The organism is Mesorhizobium sp. WSM4814 (genome assembly GCF_055811595.1).
Window position 1 is genome coordinate 43,101 of record NZ_JBVVQT010000016.1, and the last position, 14,207, is coordinate 57,307.

Here is a 14,207-nt window from a genome sequence, read left to right on the forward strand (position 1 = left end):
CTACTGGCCCGGATCAGCGCTCCCACCCTCTGACCTAGTCCCGCGCGATCAAAATGCCCACGCTGAAACTGGAGTCAACCGCAGATTGCGGTCGAGTTGTATTCGGATCTGGATAGTGGCCATCATAGCAGCCGCTGCTGTTGCCTCGGACTTCAAAACGACAAAACCCGCCGGACTGGTCCAGCGGGCTCGGAACCGGCGGCGGGAAATCCGCCTGCCTCGGCTCTTGCTTGGCGGATCAAAGCGTCTTGCGGGCGATCCTCTCGATGTCACCACGGTTGATGCCGAGGTCGTTGAGCTCGCGGGCGTTCAGGCGGTTCAGTTCGCGCACGGTTTCATTGTACATGCGCCAGTTACGGAAAGCACGGATCGGGTTCATGGTAGTCCTCCATCGTTTCGATGCCGCTCAAATAGGCACCGCTGATGAAAAGTTGAACAGACGCTTTTGCATGGCGGCAATGCGTTTGTTGCATTGCGCAATTAAGGTTTTGTTCAGCTTGCTCGCCGACCGTCAGCCGACATCGAGCACGATCTTGCCGATGTGGTCGCCGTCCTCCATCCGCTCATGCGCCCGCCACGCTTCCCTGAGCGGAAAGATCATGTCCATGACCGGTGCTACCTTGCGGGTGCCGAGCAGCGGCCACACCTGCGCCTCCAGCGTTGCGGCGATCGCCGCCTTGAATTCGACGGTGCGCGGCCGCAGCATCGAGCCGGTGTGGGTAAGCCGCTTGGCCATCATCTTCGAGAAGTCGGCGCTTGCCACCGCCCCGCTCTGCGTGGCGATCTGGATGATGCGACCTTCCACCGCCGCGGCCTCGTAGTTTCGCGCCACATAGTCGCCGGCGACCATGTCGAGGATGACGTTGGCGCCCTTGCCGCCGGTCGCGTCCTTGACCGCCGCGACGAAGTCCTCCTCGCGGTAGTTGATCGCCCGGTCGGCGCCGAGCTTCAGACAGGCATCACACTTCTCCTGGCTGCCGGCAGTGGTAATGACATGGGCGCCGAAGGCCGAGGCGAGCTGGATCGCCGTGGTGCCGATCCCGGACGAGCCGCCATGCACGAGCAGCGTCTCGCCGCTCTTCAGGGCGCCGCGTTCGAAGACATTATGCCAGACGGTGAAGTAGTTTTCCGGTACCGCCGCCGCTTCGGTGTGGGTAAAGCCGGCGGGCAGCGGCAGCACGCTGCCGGCATGCACCTTGACGTATTCGGCATAGCCGCCGCCGGGCGTCAGCGCGCAGACCCGGTCGCCGACGCGCCAGCGCGATATCTCGTCGCCAAGAGCGGCAACTTCGCCTGATGCTTCGAGGCCCGGCAGGTCCGACGCACCAGGCGGCGGCGGGTAGACGCCCTTGCGTTGTTGCACATCCGGCCGGTTGATACCGGCGGCGCGCACCCGGATCAGGATTTCGCCAGGTCCGGGCACGGGCACGTCGCGCGTTTCCGGTTTCAGAACCCGCGGTCCGCCGGGTTCCGAGATCGCGATGGCCGTCATCTTCGCCGGAATCTTGTCCTGTCCGCTCGCCATGAATTTTTCCCGTCTCGCTTCGCCAGTTTCTTGCCGACTTGCCGGTTTTATTGCCGACTGTTTGCATCCATGCCCCTGCCCTATGTATGCTCATTGCCAAATCAGGCAAATGGCCACTGCAGCGCCGGGCGTTCGATTGGACGCGCAAGGCAGCAATTTAATTTTTGCGCATGAGCGAGGAGCGACGATGGCGATCTTCGACGACGAACCCAAAAAGAAAGCGCGCTCGCATGAGATCGGGCAGGATCTGTCGCTGCTTTCCGTCGATGAACTGTCCGAGCGGATCGGCATCTTGCGCGACGAGATCGCCCGCCTCGAAGCCGAGCTCAAGACCAAGGGCACCACCAAATCAGCGGCCGAGGCGCTGTTTCGCCGCGAATAGTTTCCAGAGCCGAATCGCCCGCCGCCGAAAAGCTCGAATGCGGCTGTCTTCAGATCCTCCCTAGATTCCAGCCGGATCAGCTAAATGATGTTTGCAAGCTACCGACCGATCCTCTCGCTGCTTCGCGGCACCGCTTTCCTACTGGCGGCGACCGGGCTGCACGGGCTGCTGTTGCCGCTGCGCGGCCAGTTGGAAGGTTTCTCGACCGCGTCGCTCGGCCTGATGGGCACCGCCTGGGCCGGCGGCTTCGTCACCGGCTGCTTCTTTGCGCCGCGCCTGGTGCGCCGCGCCGGTCACGTACGCGCGTTTGGCGCCTTTGCGGCATCCGGCGCCATCGTCGCACTGCTCACCGGGCTGATCATCGACGAATATGTCTGGATCCTGCTGCGCGCCTTCACCGGTTTTACCATGGCCGGCGCCTTCATGGTCATCGAAAGCTGGCTGAACGAGAAGTCCACCAACGAGAACCGCGGCGCCGTCTTCGGGCTTTACATGATGGTCACCTATGCCTCGATCATGGGCGGCCAGATGATCGTTGCCGGCGGTGATGTGAAGTCGGCCTCGCTGTTCATGATCACCGGTATCCTGTTCTGCCTGTCGCTCATTCCGACCGCAGTGTCGACGGCTTCGCATCCCAAGCCGCTGCAGGACGTCTCGCTCGACGTCAAGGGGCTCTATGTCAATTCGCCGGTGTCGGCGATCGCCTGCGTTCTGATCGGCGTCGCCAACGGCGCCTGGGGCACGCTTGGCGCCGTCTATGGCGCCCGCATCGGCATTTCCACGGCGGAGATCGCGCTGATGATGAGCCTGGTGGTCGTCGCCGGCGCCGCCATGCAACTTCCGGCCGGGCGTCTCTCCGACAAGACTGACCGCCGCTTTGTGCTGGCGGGCCTGGCCTTCGGCGCGGCGCTGTTCGCCATCGCGCTGTTCCTGTTCGAGCCGCGCTCCGGCGTCTTCGTCATCGTCTGCACCGCCGCCTACGGGGCCTTTGCCTACACGCTTTATTCGATCGCCGTGGCCCATGCCAACGACCACGCCCGGGCGGAGGATTTTGTCAAAGTGTCCGGCGGCCTGCTGCTGCTCTATGGTTTCGGCACGATGATCGGGCCGCTGCTGGCCGCCGGCCTGATGGGCTGGATGCGTCCGGAAAGCCTGTTCCTTGCAACGGCCCTCGCGCATCTTTGCCTGGCAGGCTATACGCTGCTGCGCATCAGCCGGCGCGCACCGGTGCCAATCGAAGACCGCGACGCCTTCAAGACGCAACCGGCTGAGCGCTCGATCACGCCGGAAGCCTTGCGGCTCGATCCGCGCAGAAAGCCTGAAACCAACGGTTGAGATTTGGAAAACTTTGCCTCACAAATAAGGCATGATGTTTTCCGACGCCTTCATGGCGATTGCCGATCCCAACCGGCGCCATCTCTTGGAAGAGCTTCGGCGCGGCCCGAAGACCGTCAACGAACTGGCCGCCGGGTTGCCGGTCTCGCGCCCGGCGGTTTCGCAGCATCTGAAAGTGCTGCTCGACGCCGGGCTGGTCAACGCCAAGCCGGAAGGGACAAGGCGCGTCTATACGGTCAGCAGTGCCGGCTTCCTGAAGCTCAACATCTGGCTCGACCAGTTCTGGGAAGCCGAGCAGCTTGGCTCGCCCGGAAGCTGAGCTGCGCCGTCGCATCTTTGCCAGTAGACAGGCATGGCGAAGCTCCTCTGGATCCAGGTGCTGGCGCTGAGCCGCACATCTCATTGAAACAATGTCAGACACCGGCCTAAGCGTTCCAGCTTGGACGTTTCTGAACGCGGTCGAGCCAATGATGGACATTGACGAGCGAGTCCGGGATGTCGGCTCCGAAGAAGGCGCCAAGCCACGCTGCGACGGCGGCGGTGATGTCGGCGACGGAGTACTGGTCGCCCGCGATGAACGGGCGGCCATCGGCGATCTCGCGGTCAAGCCACGCCCACTTTGCCGGAACGGCTTCGCGCTGGGTTTCGGCGAAAGCCGGGAACTGCACAAGCCGCTCCGCAAACATGGGATCGGAATGCAGCGCAATGCTGCCGATCGTTCCGAAGATCTCGATCTCGGCGCGGCGGTTCCACATCTCGACCTTGCCTTGGCTGACCGCGTCCGAGCCGAACAGTGCCGGCGTTGGATGAAGCGCCTCCAGATAGCGGCAGATGGCGATGCTTTCGGTGATCACCGTCCCGTCATCGAGCACGAGCACGGGAATCTGGCCGAGTGAGTTGAGCTCAAGGAATTGCGGGGTTTTGTGCTCGCCTTTTGTCAGATCGACATCAACCCGCGGAACGTCGATGCCTTTCTCAGCCATGAAGATGCGGACGCGGTAGGAATTCGGACCGATGCCGCAGTAGAGTTTCATTATATCCTCCCGATTCTGCTGGTCTTTGGCTCAGGCTGGGGCGCTCGCGCGCATTCCACCCGCAGGTTGTATGGTGTGTCAAGGTCCGGCTCCGCGCTTACCTGGCTTGGCTATGGGCGACGATGGCATCAACGATCGCGGCCCAATCGTCGGGATGGAGTTCGTGGCCGCCGCCTTCAATGCGGACAAGCCTGGCGCCGGCAACTGCTTCGGCCAGAGCGGCGCCATGCTCGACCGGAAAGATCGGATCCGCGGTGCCGTGGATGACGAGGAGCGGAACCTTCAAGTCGCGCAGGCGACCCTTGCAATCCTCGCTGCCCCGATCCTCGCCGCCCCGATCTTCACCGCTCTCAAGCATGAAATGATTGGTCGCGCTTAGAAAACCGCCGGACCGGTCGTAGTCCTGTTCGACGAAGGCCCTCGTCCGCTTCCCGTCGAATGGATGCGCGGTGCCGGCGATCGCGTGCGCGTCCTTGACGATGTAGTCGACCACCTGGGTTCGGTCCGACCAGTCGACCTTGGCGCCTTCGGCCGAATGCTTCATATAGGCTTCGCTCGTCCCTGGCAGATGCGACGTGTCGATCCCGATTGGCGAAGTGCTGATCGCCGTTAGCGAGATGATCCGCGACGGATATTTCAGCGCCACGAGCTGTGCGATCATGCCGCCCATCGAAATGCCGACGACATGCGCTTTCGCGATACCATGACTGTCGAGGACGCGAATGGCGTCGTCCACCATGTCGTCGAAAGTGTAAGGCGGTTCGCCCGGCGCATATTTGGTCGAACGGCCGGTATCGCGATTGTCATAGCGGATCACGAACAGGCCGTTGCCGGCCAGTTTCCGGCAGAACGCCTCAGGCCACCAGAGCATCGATGCCATCGCGCCCATAATCAGCAGCATCGGCGGATGCGCGGGATCGCCAAACGTCTGCGACACGATTTCGGGTTCCGCTGCCTTGGTCATAGTCGCCGTCTCCTCTCTGCAAAACCGATTGCATTTCGCAATCAGTTGCACGATAATAAAACTGATATGATAATGCAACCAGTTTCTGTCGGAGATTCGCATGAGCATCGATCATCGTTCTGGGTGCCCGATCAACCTGTCGCTTGAAGTGTTCGGCGACCGGTGGAGCCTGATCATCCTCCGCGACATGATTTTCGGCGGCAAACGCCACTTTCGCGACCTGCTCAACGGGTCATTGGAACGCATCGCTTCCAACATCCTCGCCGATCGGCTGAAGCGACTGATGGAACTCGGCATGCTGACCAGGGCTGACGATCCCACCCACAAGCAGAAGGCGATCTACAGCCTGACCGAAATGGCGATAACGCTGGTGCCGATCCTGGCGCATCTCGGCGCCTGGGGTCGCGTCTGGCTGCCGGTCAGCGAGGAGCTCTCGATCCGCGCCGAGCTTCTGGAAAAGGGCGGCCCGCCGATGTGGGAAAAGTTCATGGACGAACTGCGCCACGAACATCTGGGCACGCCTTCCGACACGCCGCCGGATGCCACCGTGCGTGCGACGTTGCAGGCCGGATACGAGGCGGTTGTCGCCCGAAAGGCGCCGGGCGCCGGGTGCGATGCCGGCGCCTGACCAACTTATTTCCCCCATCGCAGGGCGGCTCTGCTATTAAAGCCATTGAAAACTATAATTTACGGGATTGGAAAAGCCCTTGGTTGAGAACTCTAAGGATACTGCCCGCGCGCGGGCCGATTTGCGTTTCAAGAAGCAGGAAGAGGCAGCCACGGTTCGTCAGAAGGCGATGGCGGAATATGTCGCCGAGAGCGATGCCCGCCAGATAAAGACCAACAAGCTGAGGGCGCTCCGCCTTGCCAAGGAAGCGGAAGACCTCGCCAATGCGCCGGCTGCTCCGGTGAAGAAGCCGACACGCGCCAAGAAAAAATAGCGGTCCGGCGTGTCCTGCCGTCGGCACGAGGCGGCTGCTTCACCGCCTTTATGCATGTCGTTACAGCAAAACCGCTGCGCACCCTCGTTCAAGCCCGAGGCATGCTTTGCGCGACATGCATCAGCTCATGGTTATGTCGCGGCTGGCTGCTCGCATCGATACTGAGAAGCCGGCCAGGACATCGACCAGTGCGATGACCATCAAAATGAAGAAAACCGAGTGCGCCGCGCCCTTCACCAGCAGGAACTCGACCAGGAACGCCACGAAGACGAAGGTCGACAACAGGTGGTCCATGATCGAGGCGCTCGTCGTGCGCGTCGATTTCAAGATTTCGACGAAGAAGAGAAGCAGCCCGATCAGCACGATCAGATCGCCGAGCGTCATCGAGAACACTCCGCCCGACATCATGCGGATCGAGAAAATTTGGATTGCCCAGGGATCGTCGCCGCCGCCGAATATTCCCAGAAGCCCAAGATTATAGAGGACGAAGGGTACGATCAGCAGCGGGATGGCACCGAACATCAGAAGGCTCCGGTTGGACAGCCTTCTCTAGTATGCGCTCGGCGTTCGCCGTCAAGAATTTTCGCATGCGACCGTGTACACGGACAAAGACCGTGCGAAATAACAGTACCAGCCGGTACGGCTGCCATAGGCATGGCTGCTGGCATATTTGACAACAATTCGAGGGGCGATCATCTGCGCAAAACGCAGAAAGACCGGCGCGATGGCCGGTCCTTCGATAGTCCCAAACCGTCGAAAGCGTTCTCAGCTTTCCTTCGGCTCCAGAACCTGGCGACCGCGATACATGCCGGTCTTCAGGTCGATATGGTGCGGGCGGCGCATCTCGCCAGAATTCTTGTCCTCGACATAGGTCGGGGCCTTCAGCGCATCGGCCGAGCGGCGCATGCCGCGCTTCGACGGGGAGGTTTTTCGTTTCGGTACGGCCATGGATATGCTCCACTACATGGTCAAAATGCCCCGGCTGCCCTCGTGAAAGGGCCGCGTCAGGGCCGGAATCTGAGAAAGTCGGGTGCCTATACACGCCCTGCGCCGTTTTGGCCAGCGCCGTCGCGAATTTTTTTAAGCTATCGCAGACAGCCGACATAGGCGCCGGACCGACCGGCGCGCCGCTCGATCAGCGAGGCCAGCCGTCTCAGCCCCGGCCCGGGCTTCGCCGGGTTGCGGGCGATCGGGTTCGGCAGGGTGACGGCAAGCAGCGCCGCCTGGCGACGCGACAATCGTTTTGCCGAAACCCCGAAATGATGCTGGGCGGCGGCCTCGATGCCATAGATGCCCGGCCCCCATTCGGCGATATTGAGATAGATCTCCATGATGCGCCGTTTCGACATCACCATGTCGACATAGACAGCCAGCGGCAGCTCGACGACTTTCCGCACCGAGCCCAGCGGCCGCGACCACAGATAGAGGTTCTTGACGCTCTGCATGGTGATGGTCGAGGCGCCGCGCGTCATCTCGCCGGCCAGCGCGTCGTCGACGACGCCCCTCAACTCGCCAAGGTCGATGCCGCGATGGAAACAGAACTGCCCGTCCTCCGACATGATGACCGAATGCGCCAACGCCGGCGCCACATCGTCGATCGAGACCCAGCGCCGGTCATAGCCGGAAAACGTCGCCAGATCCTTCAGCATCAGTGTCGATACCGGATGCACGAACGGCGGCAGGTACAGAAAGGTCAACACCAGCGGCATCAGCGCCAGCACCACGGCGATGGTGATACCGCGCCGGACCCAGTGCCGAGGCCAGCGTTTGAGACCGATGCGATTGCCGCGTTTCGGCCTCACCATGTCCAGCCCTTCGGTTTCGTGATCGACGATCGGTTCCGCCAAGCCGCTCAATCCATGCTGCTCCCTGCCCCCGGCATAATGGCGCTTGGCTTCTTGCGCAACGTCTGAGTGTCGGCTACCCGTCCCCGGCATGGCGAAAGACGATCAAATACCGTTCGAGGCAGCGCTTCTCGCACGCACAGGGCCGATCGAGGCGCTGCTCAGGCGGCTGCTCGACGACCGCCCGCTTTCAGGCGAGATCGCGCGGCCGCAGCGTCTGATGGAGGCGATGCGCCACGGCGTGCTGAATGGCGGCAAGCGCCTGCGCCCTTTCCTGGTCATGGAAAGCGCCGCGCTGTTTTCCGCCGACGGCGAGGCGGCGCTGCGCGTGGCGGCGGCGCTCGAATGCGTGCATTGCTATTCGCTGATCCATGACGATCTGCCGGCCATGGACGACGACGATCTGCGCCGAGGCCAGCCGACCGTTCACAAGGCCTTCGACGAGGCGACCGCCATCCTCGCCGGCGACGCCTTGCTGGCGCTCGCCTTCGACATCATTGCCGACGAAGCGACAATGCTGCCGGCCGAACGGCGGGCGGCGCTGGTGCTAGCGCTGGCCCGCGCCGCCGGAGCCGGCGGCATGGTCGGCGGCCAGATGCTCGATCTCGAAGCCGAGCGTAACCGGCCGGAGGAAGCCGGCATCATCCGGCTTCAGGCGATGAAGACCGGCGCGTTGATCCGCTTCGCCTGCGAGGCGGGCGCAATCGTTGCCGGCGCGCCGGCGGCCGACCGTGAAAGACTGGCGGAATTCGGCTCGGCGATCGGGCTTGCCTTTCAACTTGCCGACGACCTGCTCGATCTGACGGCGGATGCGCGCCAGATGGGCAAGGCGACCGGCAAGGACGCAGCCGCCGGCAAGGCGACGCTGGTGGCGCTGCACGGCGCCAACTGGGCGCGAGACCAGCTTCAAGGCCTCGTCGACCAGGCCCACGCCTTGCTTTGTCCCTATGGCGAAGACGCCGTGCTTCTGAAGCAGGCAGCGGAATTCGTGGCGGCCCGCAACAGCTGACGCTGTTCCAAGCTGTACTCCCGTCCTATGGCGCGCCGTGTAGCCAAGGAGGGTTGGCGAACTGTTCGGCCAGGAAATCCACGAACACGCGCACGCGCGGCGACAGAATTCGGCCAGGCGGATAGACCGCGCAGATTGGCGCTCCGTCAGGATGATTGTATCCGGTGAGCAGCGCGGTCAGTCTGCCTGCCTTGATATCCGGCCCGACCAATATCTCCGACATGCGGATTATGCCTATACCGGCGAGCGCAAGCCGGCGTAGCGCTTCGGTGCTGTTGGCCTCTATCGGGCTGCGGATACGCATGCTTTGCAGACCGTCCGGGCCATCGAACTCCCAGATATTGAGACCACCGCGTGCTGTGACGCCAAGACAGACATGACCTTGAAGGTCGTCTGGCGTTGTCGGCATGCCATGTCTTTCGAGATATCGAGGTGATGCGCAAATGACACGGCGATTCGGCGCCAGCCGCCGCACCACCAGCCTCGAATCGCTGTGTGCGGCAACGCGCACGGCGACGTCGGTTTCCTCAGCCAACAGGTCGACAATCGCATCTGTGAACATCAGCTCGAGCTCGACGGCCGGGTAGCGATCGATGAAGGCCGGCAACATCGGCACGATCAAGCGATGGCCGAAGGCGCTCGGAAGACTGACGCGCAGCCGGCCGCGCGGTTCTGCTCCGGGTTGAACCGCGATTTCAGCCTCTTTGATGTCGTTCAGGATGCGGCGAGCGCTTTCGGCATAGGTGCTGCCTTCCGCCGTCAAGCTGATGCGCCGCGTCGAGCGCTGCAGCAAGCGCACGCCAAGGCGGGACTCAAGCCGACCGATGATTTTGCTGACGGCCGAAGGTGTCATCCGCAGCCGGCGTGCCGCTGCCGAGAAGTCGCCTTCCTCGACAACTGCCAGGTACACACCCATCGTCTCTTGCCGGTCGATGATATCTATTCCAATTCGTCACAGATGAACGGAAACTATCACCGATTATCAGCAGATGCGAACCATAATATGTTTTCCTCTTCAGCATGCAAAATGCTGGCGAGGAGGTGCCATGAGTTCAGAACACATAAACCTGCGAGATGCTCACGACGTGCATCGGTGGGCACGTCGTCAGCGCAGCGCCGCAATTGGGCGGTGGTGTCTTTGGCTTATCCGTACGCTCAATCGGTCACGTCAAGGAACGGGAAAACGCTCAAGGCGAAGCAACGTCCGGGCTAGCGCAGCCGGCCGATCGGAATGATTTCTGGCGATGTTGGAGCGTATGGCTCGCCACGCCAGTTGCCGAGCCATTCTTCGACGACCAGCCCGGCCCGATCCAGCATCTGCGCAAGGCTTTCCTTTGTCGGGAAGGCGATTTTCGATTCGGCGCTGAGCACGCGTCCGCTGCCGGGTATTTCGTAATGGGTCGAGTAAGTGACGACACCGGTAGCGGAATCGTGGCGGAAATCGTTCCACGCTCTTACCGTGCCCAATTCGGGATGACTGAGCTCCCGTTGCGACCGATCCGGCGTCCACTCGAGCCATTCCTGCGCGACTGGATTTCGCGTGTCGAAGATGAAGCGTCCATCGGGCGCCAGATGAGCGGCGATCGTGGCAAGCACCGCCTGTCGATCTTCTGGCGTGAGGAACACCTGGAAGGCATGCCCGGTCAACAGCACCAGATCGAACCGTCGTCCGAGCCGGACATTGCGCGCATCGGCCTCGACCCAGTCGACCCTCTGCCCGCCGGCTCTGCGGCGCGCGATATCGAGCATCGCCGGCGCTGGATCGACGCCGGTCACGCTGCGCCGATCGGCGAGCGCGGCAGCCAGTTGCCCTGTGCCGCAGCCGAGATCGAGAACCGAGCCGGCATCTTTGGCGAAGCCGACGCAATAATCGAAATCCACACCGCGTTCGTTCTCGATATCGTAGAACTGGACGAGATCTGGATCGCTGTAGAGACGGTCGGTCATGTAAGCCTATAGCTGAAGCGGTGGACCAGCAGAATTCGTGGAATAAAAGCGCAGCTTCGGTGGTTTGTCGGGAAAATCAGTCGGCACCCATCACCGATTCCGCACCACAATGCATGCACCGCCGACGCTTTGCAGTTTCCGGCAGATGTTGTCGGCCTTGGCTTTGGAGTCGGCGCCGATCCGGACAGCATAGATGCCGCGCCTGCCGATCGGCGAGCGCACCCGGCTGACCACCGGATCATGGCCCTTGAGCAAGGCCGGAAACCGGCGCTTCACGCCAGTCCATTGATTGAGCGCCGCGGCGCGGCGGAAATTGCCGGCCACCTGCACGCCCCACGGCTTGACGTTGATCGACGCCATGGCCACGGTTTGGGACTTGATGACCGGCAGCCTGCGGCAGGCGACCGCGAAGCTCGCTTTCTTGTCGAGCGGCTGGATGCTGCCGGTATAGGCGGTGTCGGTGAACCTGTCGGCCGGCTCGCCCATGATGTCCAAAACGTAGTTTTCGGTCTCCATCGGCAGGAAACCGCCGGAACTCAGCCAGCGCGACACCCGGCTTTCGCCGGCATTGTAGGCGGCGGCGGCCAGGCCCAGATTGCCGAAGCCGGTTTTCATCTCGGCGAGATATTTTGCCGAGGCCGGGATGGCCTGCTCGATATCGAAGGAATTGGCGAGGCCGCGTATCTTGGCGGTGCCCGGCATGAACTGGGCTATGCCTTCGGCACCGACCGGACTGACCGCATTGGGATCGAAGCGGCTTTCCTTCCAGATCAGCCGGGCAAAGAAATCCTTGGGCAGGCCGTTTTGATCGGCATGCGCCTCGATCAGGTTGCAAACCCGGTCGAGCAGCCGCTGCTTGGCAGGGCGCGGCGGATCGGCGTGGACGGCTGTCGCCCAGCCCAGCCCACCAAGTAAAATCGGCGTCACCCAGGGGAAGCGCCGCATCGACCTACTCCGCCGCAGCCTTGCCAGGTTGCCCAAACCGCTGCTCGATATAGTCGGCGACCATTTTCTCGAAGTCGGCGGCGATCGAAGGCCCGCGCAGCGTCGCCGCCTTCCTGCCGTCGACGAACACCGGCGCCGTCGGCGTCTCGCCGGTGCCGGGCAGCGAAATGCCGATATCGGCATGTTTGGATTCACCCGGACCGTTGACGATGCAGCCCATCACCGCGACTTTGAGGTTTTCGACGCCGGGGTATTTTTCACGCCACACCGGCATGTTCTTGCGCAGATCCGCCTGGATGTTCTGCGCGAGTTCCTGGAACACCGTAGAGGTGGTGCGGCCGCAGCCGGGGCAGGCGGCGACGATCGGTACGAACTGCCGGAACCCCATGGTCTGCAGGAGTTCCTGCGACACTTGCACCTCGCGGGTGCGGTCGCCGTTCGGCTCCGGCGTCAGCGAGATGCGGATCGTGTCGCCGATGCCTTGCTGGAGAAGAATGCCCATCGCCGCGGACGAAGCGACGATGCCTTTCGAACCCATGCCGGCCTCGGTGAGGCCGAGATGCAGCGCGTGGTTGGAGCGGGTGGCAAGCTCGGTGTAGACCGCGATCAGATCCTGCACGCCGCTGACCTTGGCCGACAGGATGATCTTCTCGCGGCCAAGGCCGATCTCCTCGGCCATGTCGGCCGACAGGATCGCCGACTGCACGATCGCCTCGCGCGTTACCTCCTGCGCGGTCAGCGGAAAGCCCTGGCGCTGGTTGTCGTCCATCAGCCTGGTCAAAAGCTCCTGGTCGAGCGACCCCCAATTGACGCCGATGCGCACCGGCTTGTCGTGCCGGATCGCCATCTCGACGATCGCTGCGAACTGCCGGTCCTTCTTGTCCTTGAATCCGACATTGCCGGGATTGATGCGGTATTTGGCCAGCGCCTCGGCGCAAGCCGGGTGGTCGGCGAGCAGCTTGTGGCCGATATAGTGGAAATCGCCGACCAGCGGCACATTGATGCCGAGCCGTTCGAGCCGCTCGCGGATGGCGGGCACGGCGGCGGCACTCTCGTCGCGGTCGACGGTGATGCGCACGATCTCGGAGCCGGCGCGATGCAGCGCCGCAACTTGAGCGACGGTCTGGTCGACATCCGCGGTGTCGGTGTTGGTCATCGACTGAACGACGACAGGGGCGCCGCCGCCGACCATCACGCCGCCGACGTCGACACCGACAGACGTGCGGCGCGGGAAGGGTGAAGAAAAATGTCCGGTCATGGCCGGCTGCCCTTTGTTAGCGCCGAATTCCGGAATTGGTTTCCGGAAACAATCCGCGCAAAAATCAAAATACAGCGTCCATTGCGCGTCCGAAAGGAGGCGCGGCGCTATAGAAGGTCCCGGCATGAGGTGGAGGAGCAAAGATGGCTTGTCAATGGCGACAGGCAGGCAAACCTGTCAAATCGAACCGCCGGACAAACAGAAAAACGCTCCGGCGGCATTGGTTGCCACCGGAGAAGATGGTCGGGCAAAACGCGCACTGTCCCCGCATGGCCCCGAAGCCGAAAGGATTTTCGGAAAGGATCATGCGCCAAAATCAGAAGCACGACGCGCCCTTTGCGCATCCAAAGGACGCGCAGCGCCGTAGATGAGCGTCAGTGCGTGGTGGGTTTCGGTTTCGCCTTCAATTTCTCAATCTCGTCCTTGAGCGCCAGCTTGCGCCGCTTGAGATTCACGATTTCGAGGTCGTCGACCGATGGATGGTTCATCGCATCATCGATTTCGCGTTCGATGTCGCCGTGTTTCCGCTGCAGCTCATCAAGATGGGATGCAAGAGACATGATTGGTTCTCCCTTTCATGGTTTCCTCGATTGCAGCCGTCACGGCGCGTCCCACCGCAATTTCGCTTCTGTGACGGCATAATGACAGTGTGCCACTATCGGGCACCGATGTCGAATGCTGCGTGGTAGCATTCCACGACAATACGAAATGTGGTATTGGCTGCGCGCCGGTGCAAGATACCTCCGGCCTCGCCCAATCAGGCCCATTTTTGGGCGCCGCAGACGTGCAGACGGTAAATAATGTCCGAACAGGAACAGGCCGATATCCGCCTCGAATATTCTCGGCTGAAGCAAGAACACGCCGATTTCGACGCGGCGATCAACGCGATGATCGCCATGGGCTGCGACCCTCTGCAGATCCAGCGCATGAAGAAGAAAAAGCTCTTCCTGAAAGACCGGCTGATGGCGCTGGAAGACCGGATCATCCCCGACATCATCGCGTGAGCGAATCCCACTTGCGGTC

Annotated in this window: 19 protein-coding genes; 7 read left to right on the forward strand and 12 right to left on the reverse strand. The window is 62.2% G+C overall.

Annotated elements, in window-relative coordinates; genetic code table 11:
- Window positions 1-238: 238 nt before the first annotated feature.
- Both AC0L2V_RS22070 and AC0L2V_RS22075 read right to left on the reverse strand, forming a co-directional pair.
- A complete protein-coding gene (locus AC0L2V_RS22070) occupies window positions 239-379 on the reverse strand; it encodes a DUF1127 domain-containing protein (RefSeq protein WP_023797054.1) in 141 nt (46 codons plus the stop codon).
- Between the two features lie 132 nt (window positions 380-511).
- A complete protein-coding gene (locus AC0L2V_RS22075) occupies window positions 512-1,525 on the reverse strand; it encodes an NAD(P)H-quinone oxidoreductase (RefSeq protein WP_473512217.1) in 1,014 nt (337 codons plus the stop codon).
- 187 nt (window positions 1,526-1,712) lie between these two features.
- On the opposite strand from AC0L2V_RS22075, the gene AC0L2V_RS22080 reads away from it, so the two are divergent.
- From AC0L2V_RS22080 to AC0L2V_RS22090, 3 genes are all read left to right on the forward strand, one after another.
- Window positions 1,713-1,907, forward strand: a complete 195-nt coding sequence (locus AC0L2V_RS22080; RefSeq protein ID WP_473512218.1) for a DUF1192 domain-containing protein — start codon at window positions 1,713-1,715, stop codon at window positions 1,905-1,907.
- 87 nt (window positions 1,908-1,994) lie between these two features.
- Entirely contained in the window at window positions 1,995-3,242 is a 1,248-nt protein-coding gene (locus AC0L2V_RS22085; RefSeq protein WP_473521215.1) for an MFS transporter, read from the forward strand.
- Between the two features lie 31 nt (window positions 3,243-3,273).
- Window positions 3,274-3,561, forward strand: coding sequence for an ArsR/SmtB family transcription factor (locus tag AC0L2V_RS22090; RefSeq protein WP_077380481.1), 288 nt, complete (start codon window positions 3,274-3,276; stop codon window positions 3,559-3,561).
- A 106-nt stretch (window positions 3,562-3,667) separates the two neighbouring features.
- Here AC0L2V_RS22090 and AC0L2V_RS22095 read toward each other — a convergent pair whose 3' ends face one another.
- Both AC0L2V_RS22095 and AC0L2V_RS22100 read right to left on the reverse strand, forming a co-directional pair.
- A complete protein-coding gene (locus tag AC0L2V_RS22095) occupies window positions 3,668-4,276 on the reverse strand; it encodes a glutathione S-transferase family protein (RefSeq protein ID WP_027152974.1) in 609 nt (202 codons plus the stop codon).
- 97 nt (window positions 4,277-4,373) lie between these two features.
- Window positions 4,374-5,240, reverse strand: coding sequence for an alpha/beta fold hydrolase (locus AC0L2V_RS22100; RefSeq protein ID WP_473521184.1), 867 nt, complete (start codon window positions 5,238-5,240; stop codon window positions 4,374-4,376).
- Window positions 5,241-5,340: 100 nt separating this feature from the next.
- Here AC0L2V_RS22100 and AC0L2V_RS22105 point away from each other — a divergent pair, with 100 nt between their 5' ends.
- Together AC0L2V_RS22105 and AC0L2V_RS22110 are read left to right on the forward strand one after the other, a co-directional pair.
- Window positions 5,341-5,868: a winged helix-turn-helix transcriptional regulator gene (locus AC0L2V_RS22105; RefSeq protein ID WP_236368879.1), complete on the forward strand. Its 528-nt coding sequence runs from the start codon at window positions 5,341-5,343 to the stop codon at window positions 5,866-5,868.
- Between the two features lie 79 nt (window positions 5,869-5,947).
- Window positions 5,948-6,181, forward strand: coding sequence for a hypothetical protein (locus AC0L2V_RS22110; protein ID WP_023797044.1), 234 nt, complete (start codon window positions 5,948-5,950; stop codon window positions 6,179-6,181).
- A 120-nt stretch (window positions 6,182-6,301) separates the two neighbouring features.
- Here the strand turns inward: AC0L2V_RS22110 and AC0L2V_RS22115 are convergent, their stop codons facing one another.
- The 3 genes from AC0L2V_RS22115 to AC0L2V_RS22125 form a co-directional block, all read right to left on the reverse strand.
- Window positions 6,302-6,703: a hypothetical protein gene (locus AC0L2V_RS22115; protein ID WP_473494675.1), complete on the reverse strand. Its 402-nt coding sequence runs from the start codon at window positions 6,701-6,703 to the stop codon at window positions 6,302-6,304.
- 243 nt (window positions 6,704-6,946) lie between these two features.
- Window positions 6,947-7,129 carry a 50S ribosomal protein L32 gene (gene rpmF, locus AC0L2V_RS22120; RefSeq protein WP_006203806.1) on the reverse strand — a complete coding sequence of 61 codons (183 nt, stop codon included), beginning with the start codon at window positions 7,127-7,129 and terminating at the stop codon, window positions 6,947-6,949.
- Between the two features lie 137 nt (window positions 7,130-7,266).
- Entirely contained in the window at window positions 7,267-8,037 is a 771-nt protein-coding gene (locus AC0L2V_RS22125) for a biosynthetic peptidoglycan transglycosylase (RefSeq protein WP_031254079.1), read from the reverse strand.
- 79 nt (window positions 8,038-8,116) lie between these two features.
- Here AC0L2V_RS22125 and AC0L2V_RS22130 point away from each other — a divergent pair, with 79 nt between their 5' ends.
- Window positions 8,117-9,034, forward strand: a complete 918-nt coding sequence (locus tag AC0L2V_RS22130) for a polyprenyl synthetase family protein (RefSeq protein ID WP_128170591.1) — start codon at window positions 8,117-8,119, stop codon at window positions 9,032-9,034.
- A gap of 25 nt (window positions 9,035-9,059) precedes the next feature.
- Here the strand turns inward: AC0L2V_RS22130 and AC0L2V_RS22135 are convergent, their stop codons facing one another.
- The 5 genes from AC0L2V_RS22135 to AC0L2V_RS22155 form a co-directional block, all read right to left on the reverse strand.
- Window positions 9,060-9,950, reverse strand: a complete 891-nt coding sequence (locus AC0L2V_RS22135) for a LysR family transcriptional regulator (RefSeq protein ID WP_036262160.1) — start codon at window positions 9,948-9,950, stop codon at window positions 9,060-9,062.
- Between the two features lie 293 nt (window positions 9,951-10,243).
- Entirely contained in the window at window positions 10,244-10,981 is a 738-nt protein-coding gene (locus AC0L2V_RS22140) for a class I SAM-dependent methyltransferase (protein ID WP_473512222.1), read from the reverse strand.
- Between the two features lie 90 nt (window positions 10,982-11,071).
- Window positions 11,072-11,926 carry a lytic transglycosylase domain-containing protein gene (locus tag AC0L2V_RS22145; protein ID WP_473512224.1) on the reverse strand — a complete coding sequence of 285 codons (855 nt, stop codon included), beginning with the start codon at window positions 11,924-11,926 and terminating at the stop codon, window positions 11,072-11,074.
- A 4-nt stretch (window positions 11,927-11,930) separates the two neighbouring features.
- Complete coding sequence (gene ispG / locus AC0L2V_RS22150) at window positions 11,931-13,184, reverse strand: flavodoxin-dependent (E)-4-hydroxy-3-methylbut-2-enyl-diphosphate synthase (RefSeq protein ID WP_473512226.1); 1,254 nt, start codon at window positions 13,182-13,184, stop codon at window positions 11,931-11,933.
- A 374-nt stretch (window positions 13,185-13,558) separates the two neighbouring features.
- Complete coding sequence (locus AC0L2V_RS22155; RefSeq protein WP_023797036.1) at window positions 13,559-13,744, reverse strand: YdcH family protein; 186 nt, start codon at window positions 13,742-13,744, stop codon at window positions 13,559-13,561.
- 240 nt (window positions 13,745-13,984) lie between these two features.
- Between AC0L2V_RS22155 and AC0L2V_RS22160 the strand changes: the two genes are divergently transcribed.
- Window positions 13,985-14,188 (forward strand): YdcH family protein, encoded by a 204-nt coding sequence (locus tag AC0L2V_RS22160; RefSeq protein ID WP_023797035.1) that lies wholly within the window; start codon window positions 13,985-13,987, stop codon window positions 14,186-14,188.
- Window positions 14,189-14,207: the final 19 nt, after the last annotated feature.

Coding starts and splice junctions, on each gene's coding strand:
- AC0L2V_RS22070 (WP_023797054.1), bottom strand. CDS start 379: ATGAACCCGATCCGTGCTTTCCGTAACTGGCGCATGTACAATGAAACC.
- AC0L2V_RS22075 (WP_473512217.1), bottom strand. CDS start 1,525: ATGGCGAGCGGACAGGACAAGATTCCGGCGAAGATGACGGCCATCGCG.
- AC0L2V_RS22080 (WP_473512218.1), top strand. CDS start 1,713: ATGGCGATCTTCGACGACGAACCCAAAAAGAAAGCGCGCTCGCATGAG.
- AC0L2V_RS22085 (WP_473521215.1), top strand. CDS start 1,995: ATGTTTGCAAGCTACCGACCGATCCTCTCGCTGCTTCGCGGCACCGCT.
- AC0L2V_RS22090 (WP_077380481.1), top strand. CDS start 3,274: ATGATGTTTTCCGACGCCTTCATGGCGATTGCCGATCCCAACCGGCGC.
- AC0L2V_RS22095 (WP_027152974.1), bottom strand. CDS start 4,276: ATGAAACTCTACTGCGGCATCGGTCCGAATTCCTACCGCGTCCGCATC.
- AC0L2V_RS22100 (WP_473521184.1), bottom strand. CDS start 5,240: ATGACCAAGGCAGCGGAACCCGAAATCGTGTCGCAGACGTTTGGCGAT.
- AC0L2V_RS22105 (WP_236368879.1), top strand. CDS start 5,341: ATGAGCATCGATCATCGTTCTGGGTGCCCGATCAACCTGTCGCTTGAA.
- AC0L2V_RS22115 (WP_473494675.1), bottom strand. CDS start 6,703: ATGTTCGGTGCCATCCCGCTGCTGATCGTACCCTTCGTCCTCTATAAT.
- rpmF (WP_006203806.1), bottom strand. CDS start 7,129: ATGGCCGTACCGAAACGAAAAACCTCCCCGTCGAAGCGCGGCATGCGC.
- AC0L2V_RS22130 (WP_128170591.1), top strand. CDS start 8,117: ATGGCGAAAGACGATCAAATACCGTTCGAGGCAGCGCTTCTCGCACGC.
- AC0L2V_RS22135 (WP_036262160.1), bottom strand. CDS start 9,950: ATGGGTGTGTACCTGGCAGTTGTCGAGGAAGGCGACTTCTCGGCAGCG.
- AC0L2V_RS22140 (WP_473512222.1), bottom strand. CDS start 10,981: ATGACCGACCGTCTCTACAGCGATCCAGATCTCGTCCAGTTCTACGAT.
- AC0L2V_RS22145 (WP_473512224.1), bottom strand. CDS start 11,926: ATGCGGCGCTTCCCCTGGGTGACGCCGATTTTACTTGGTGGGCTGGGC.
- ispG (WP_473512226.1), bottom strand. CDS start 13,184: ATGACCGGACATTTTTCTTCACCCTTCCCGCGCCGCACGTCTGTCGGT.
- AC0L2V_RS22155 (WP_023797036.1), bottom strand. CDS start 13,744: ATGTCTCTTGCATCCCATCTTGATGAGCTGCAGCGGAAACACGGCGAC.
- AC0L2V_RS22160 (WP_023797035.1), top strand. CDS start 13,985: ATGTCCGAACAGGAACAGGCCGATATCCGCCTCGAATATTCTCGGCTG.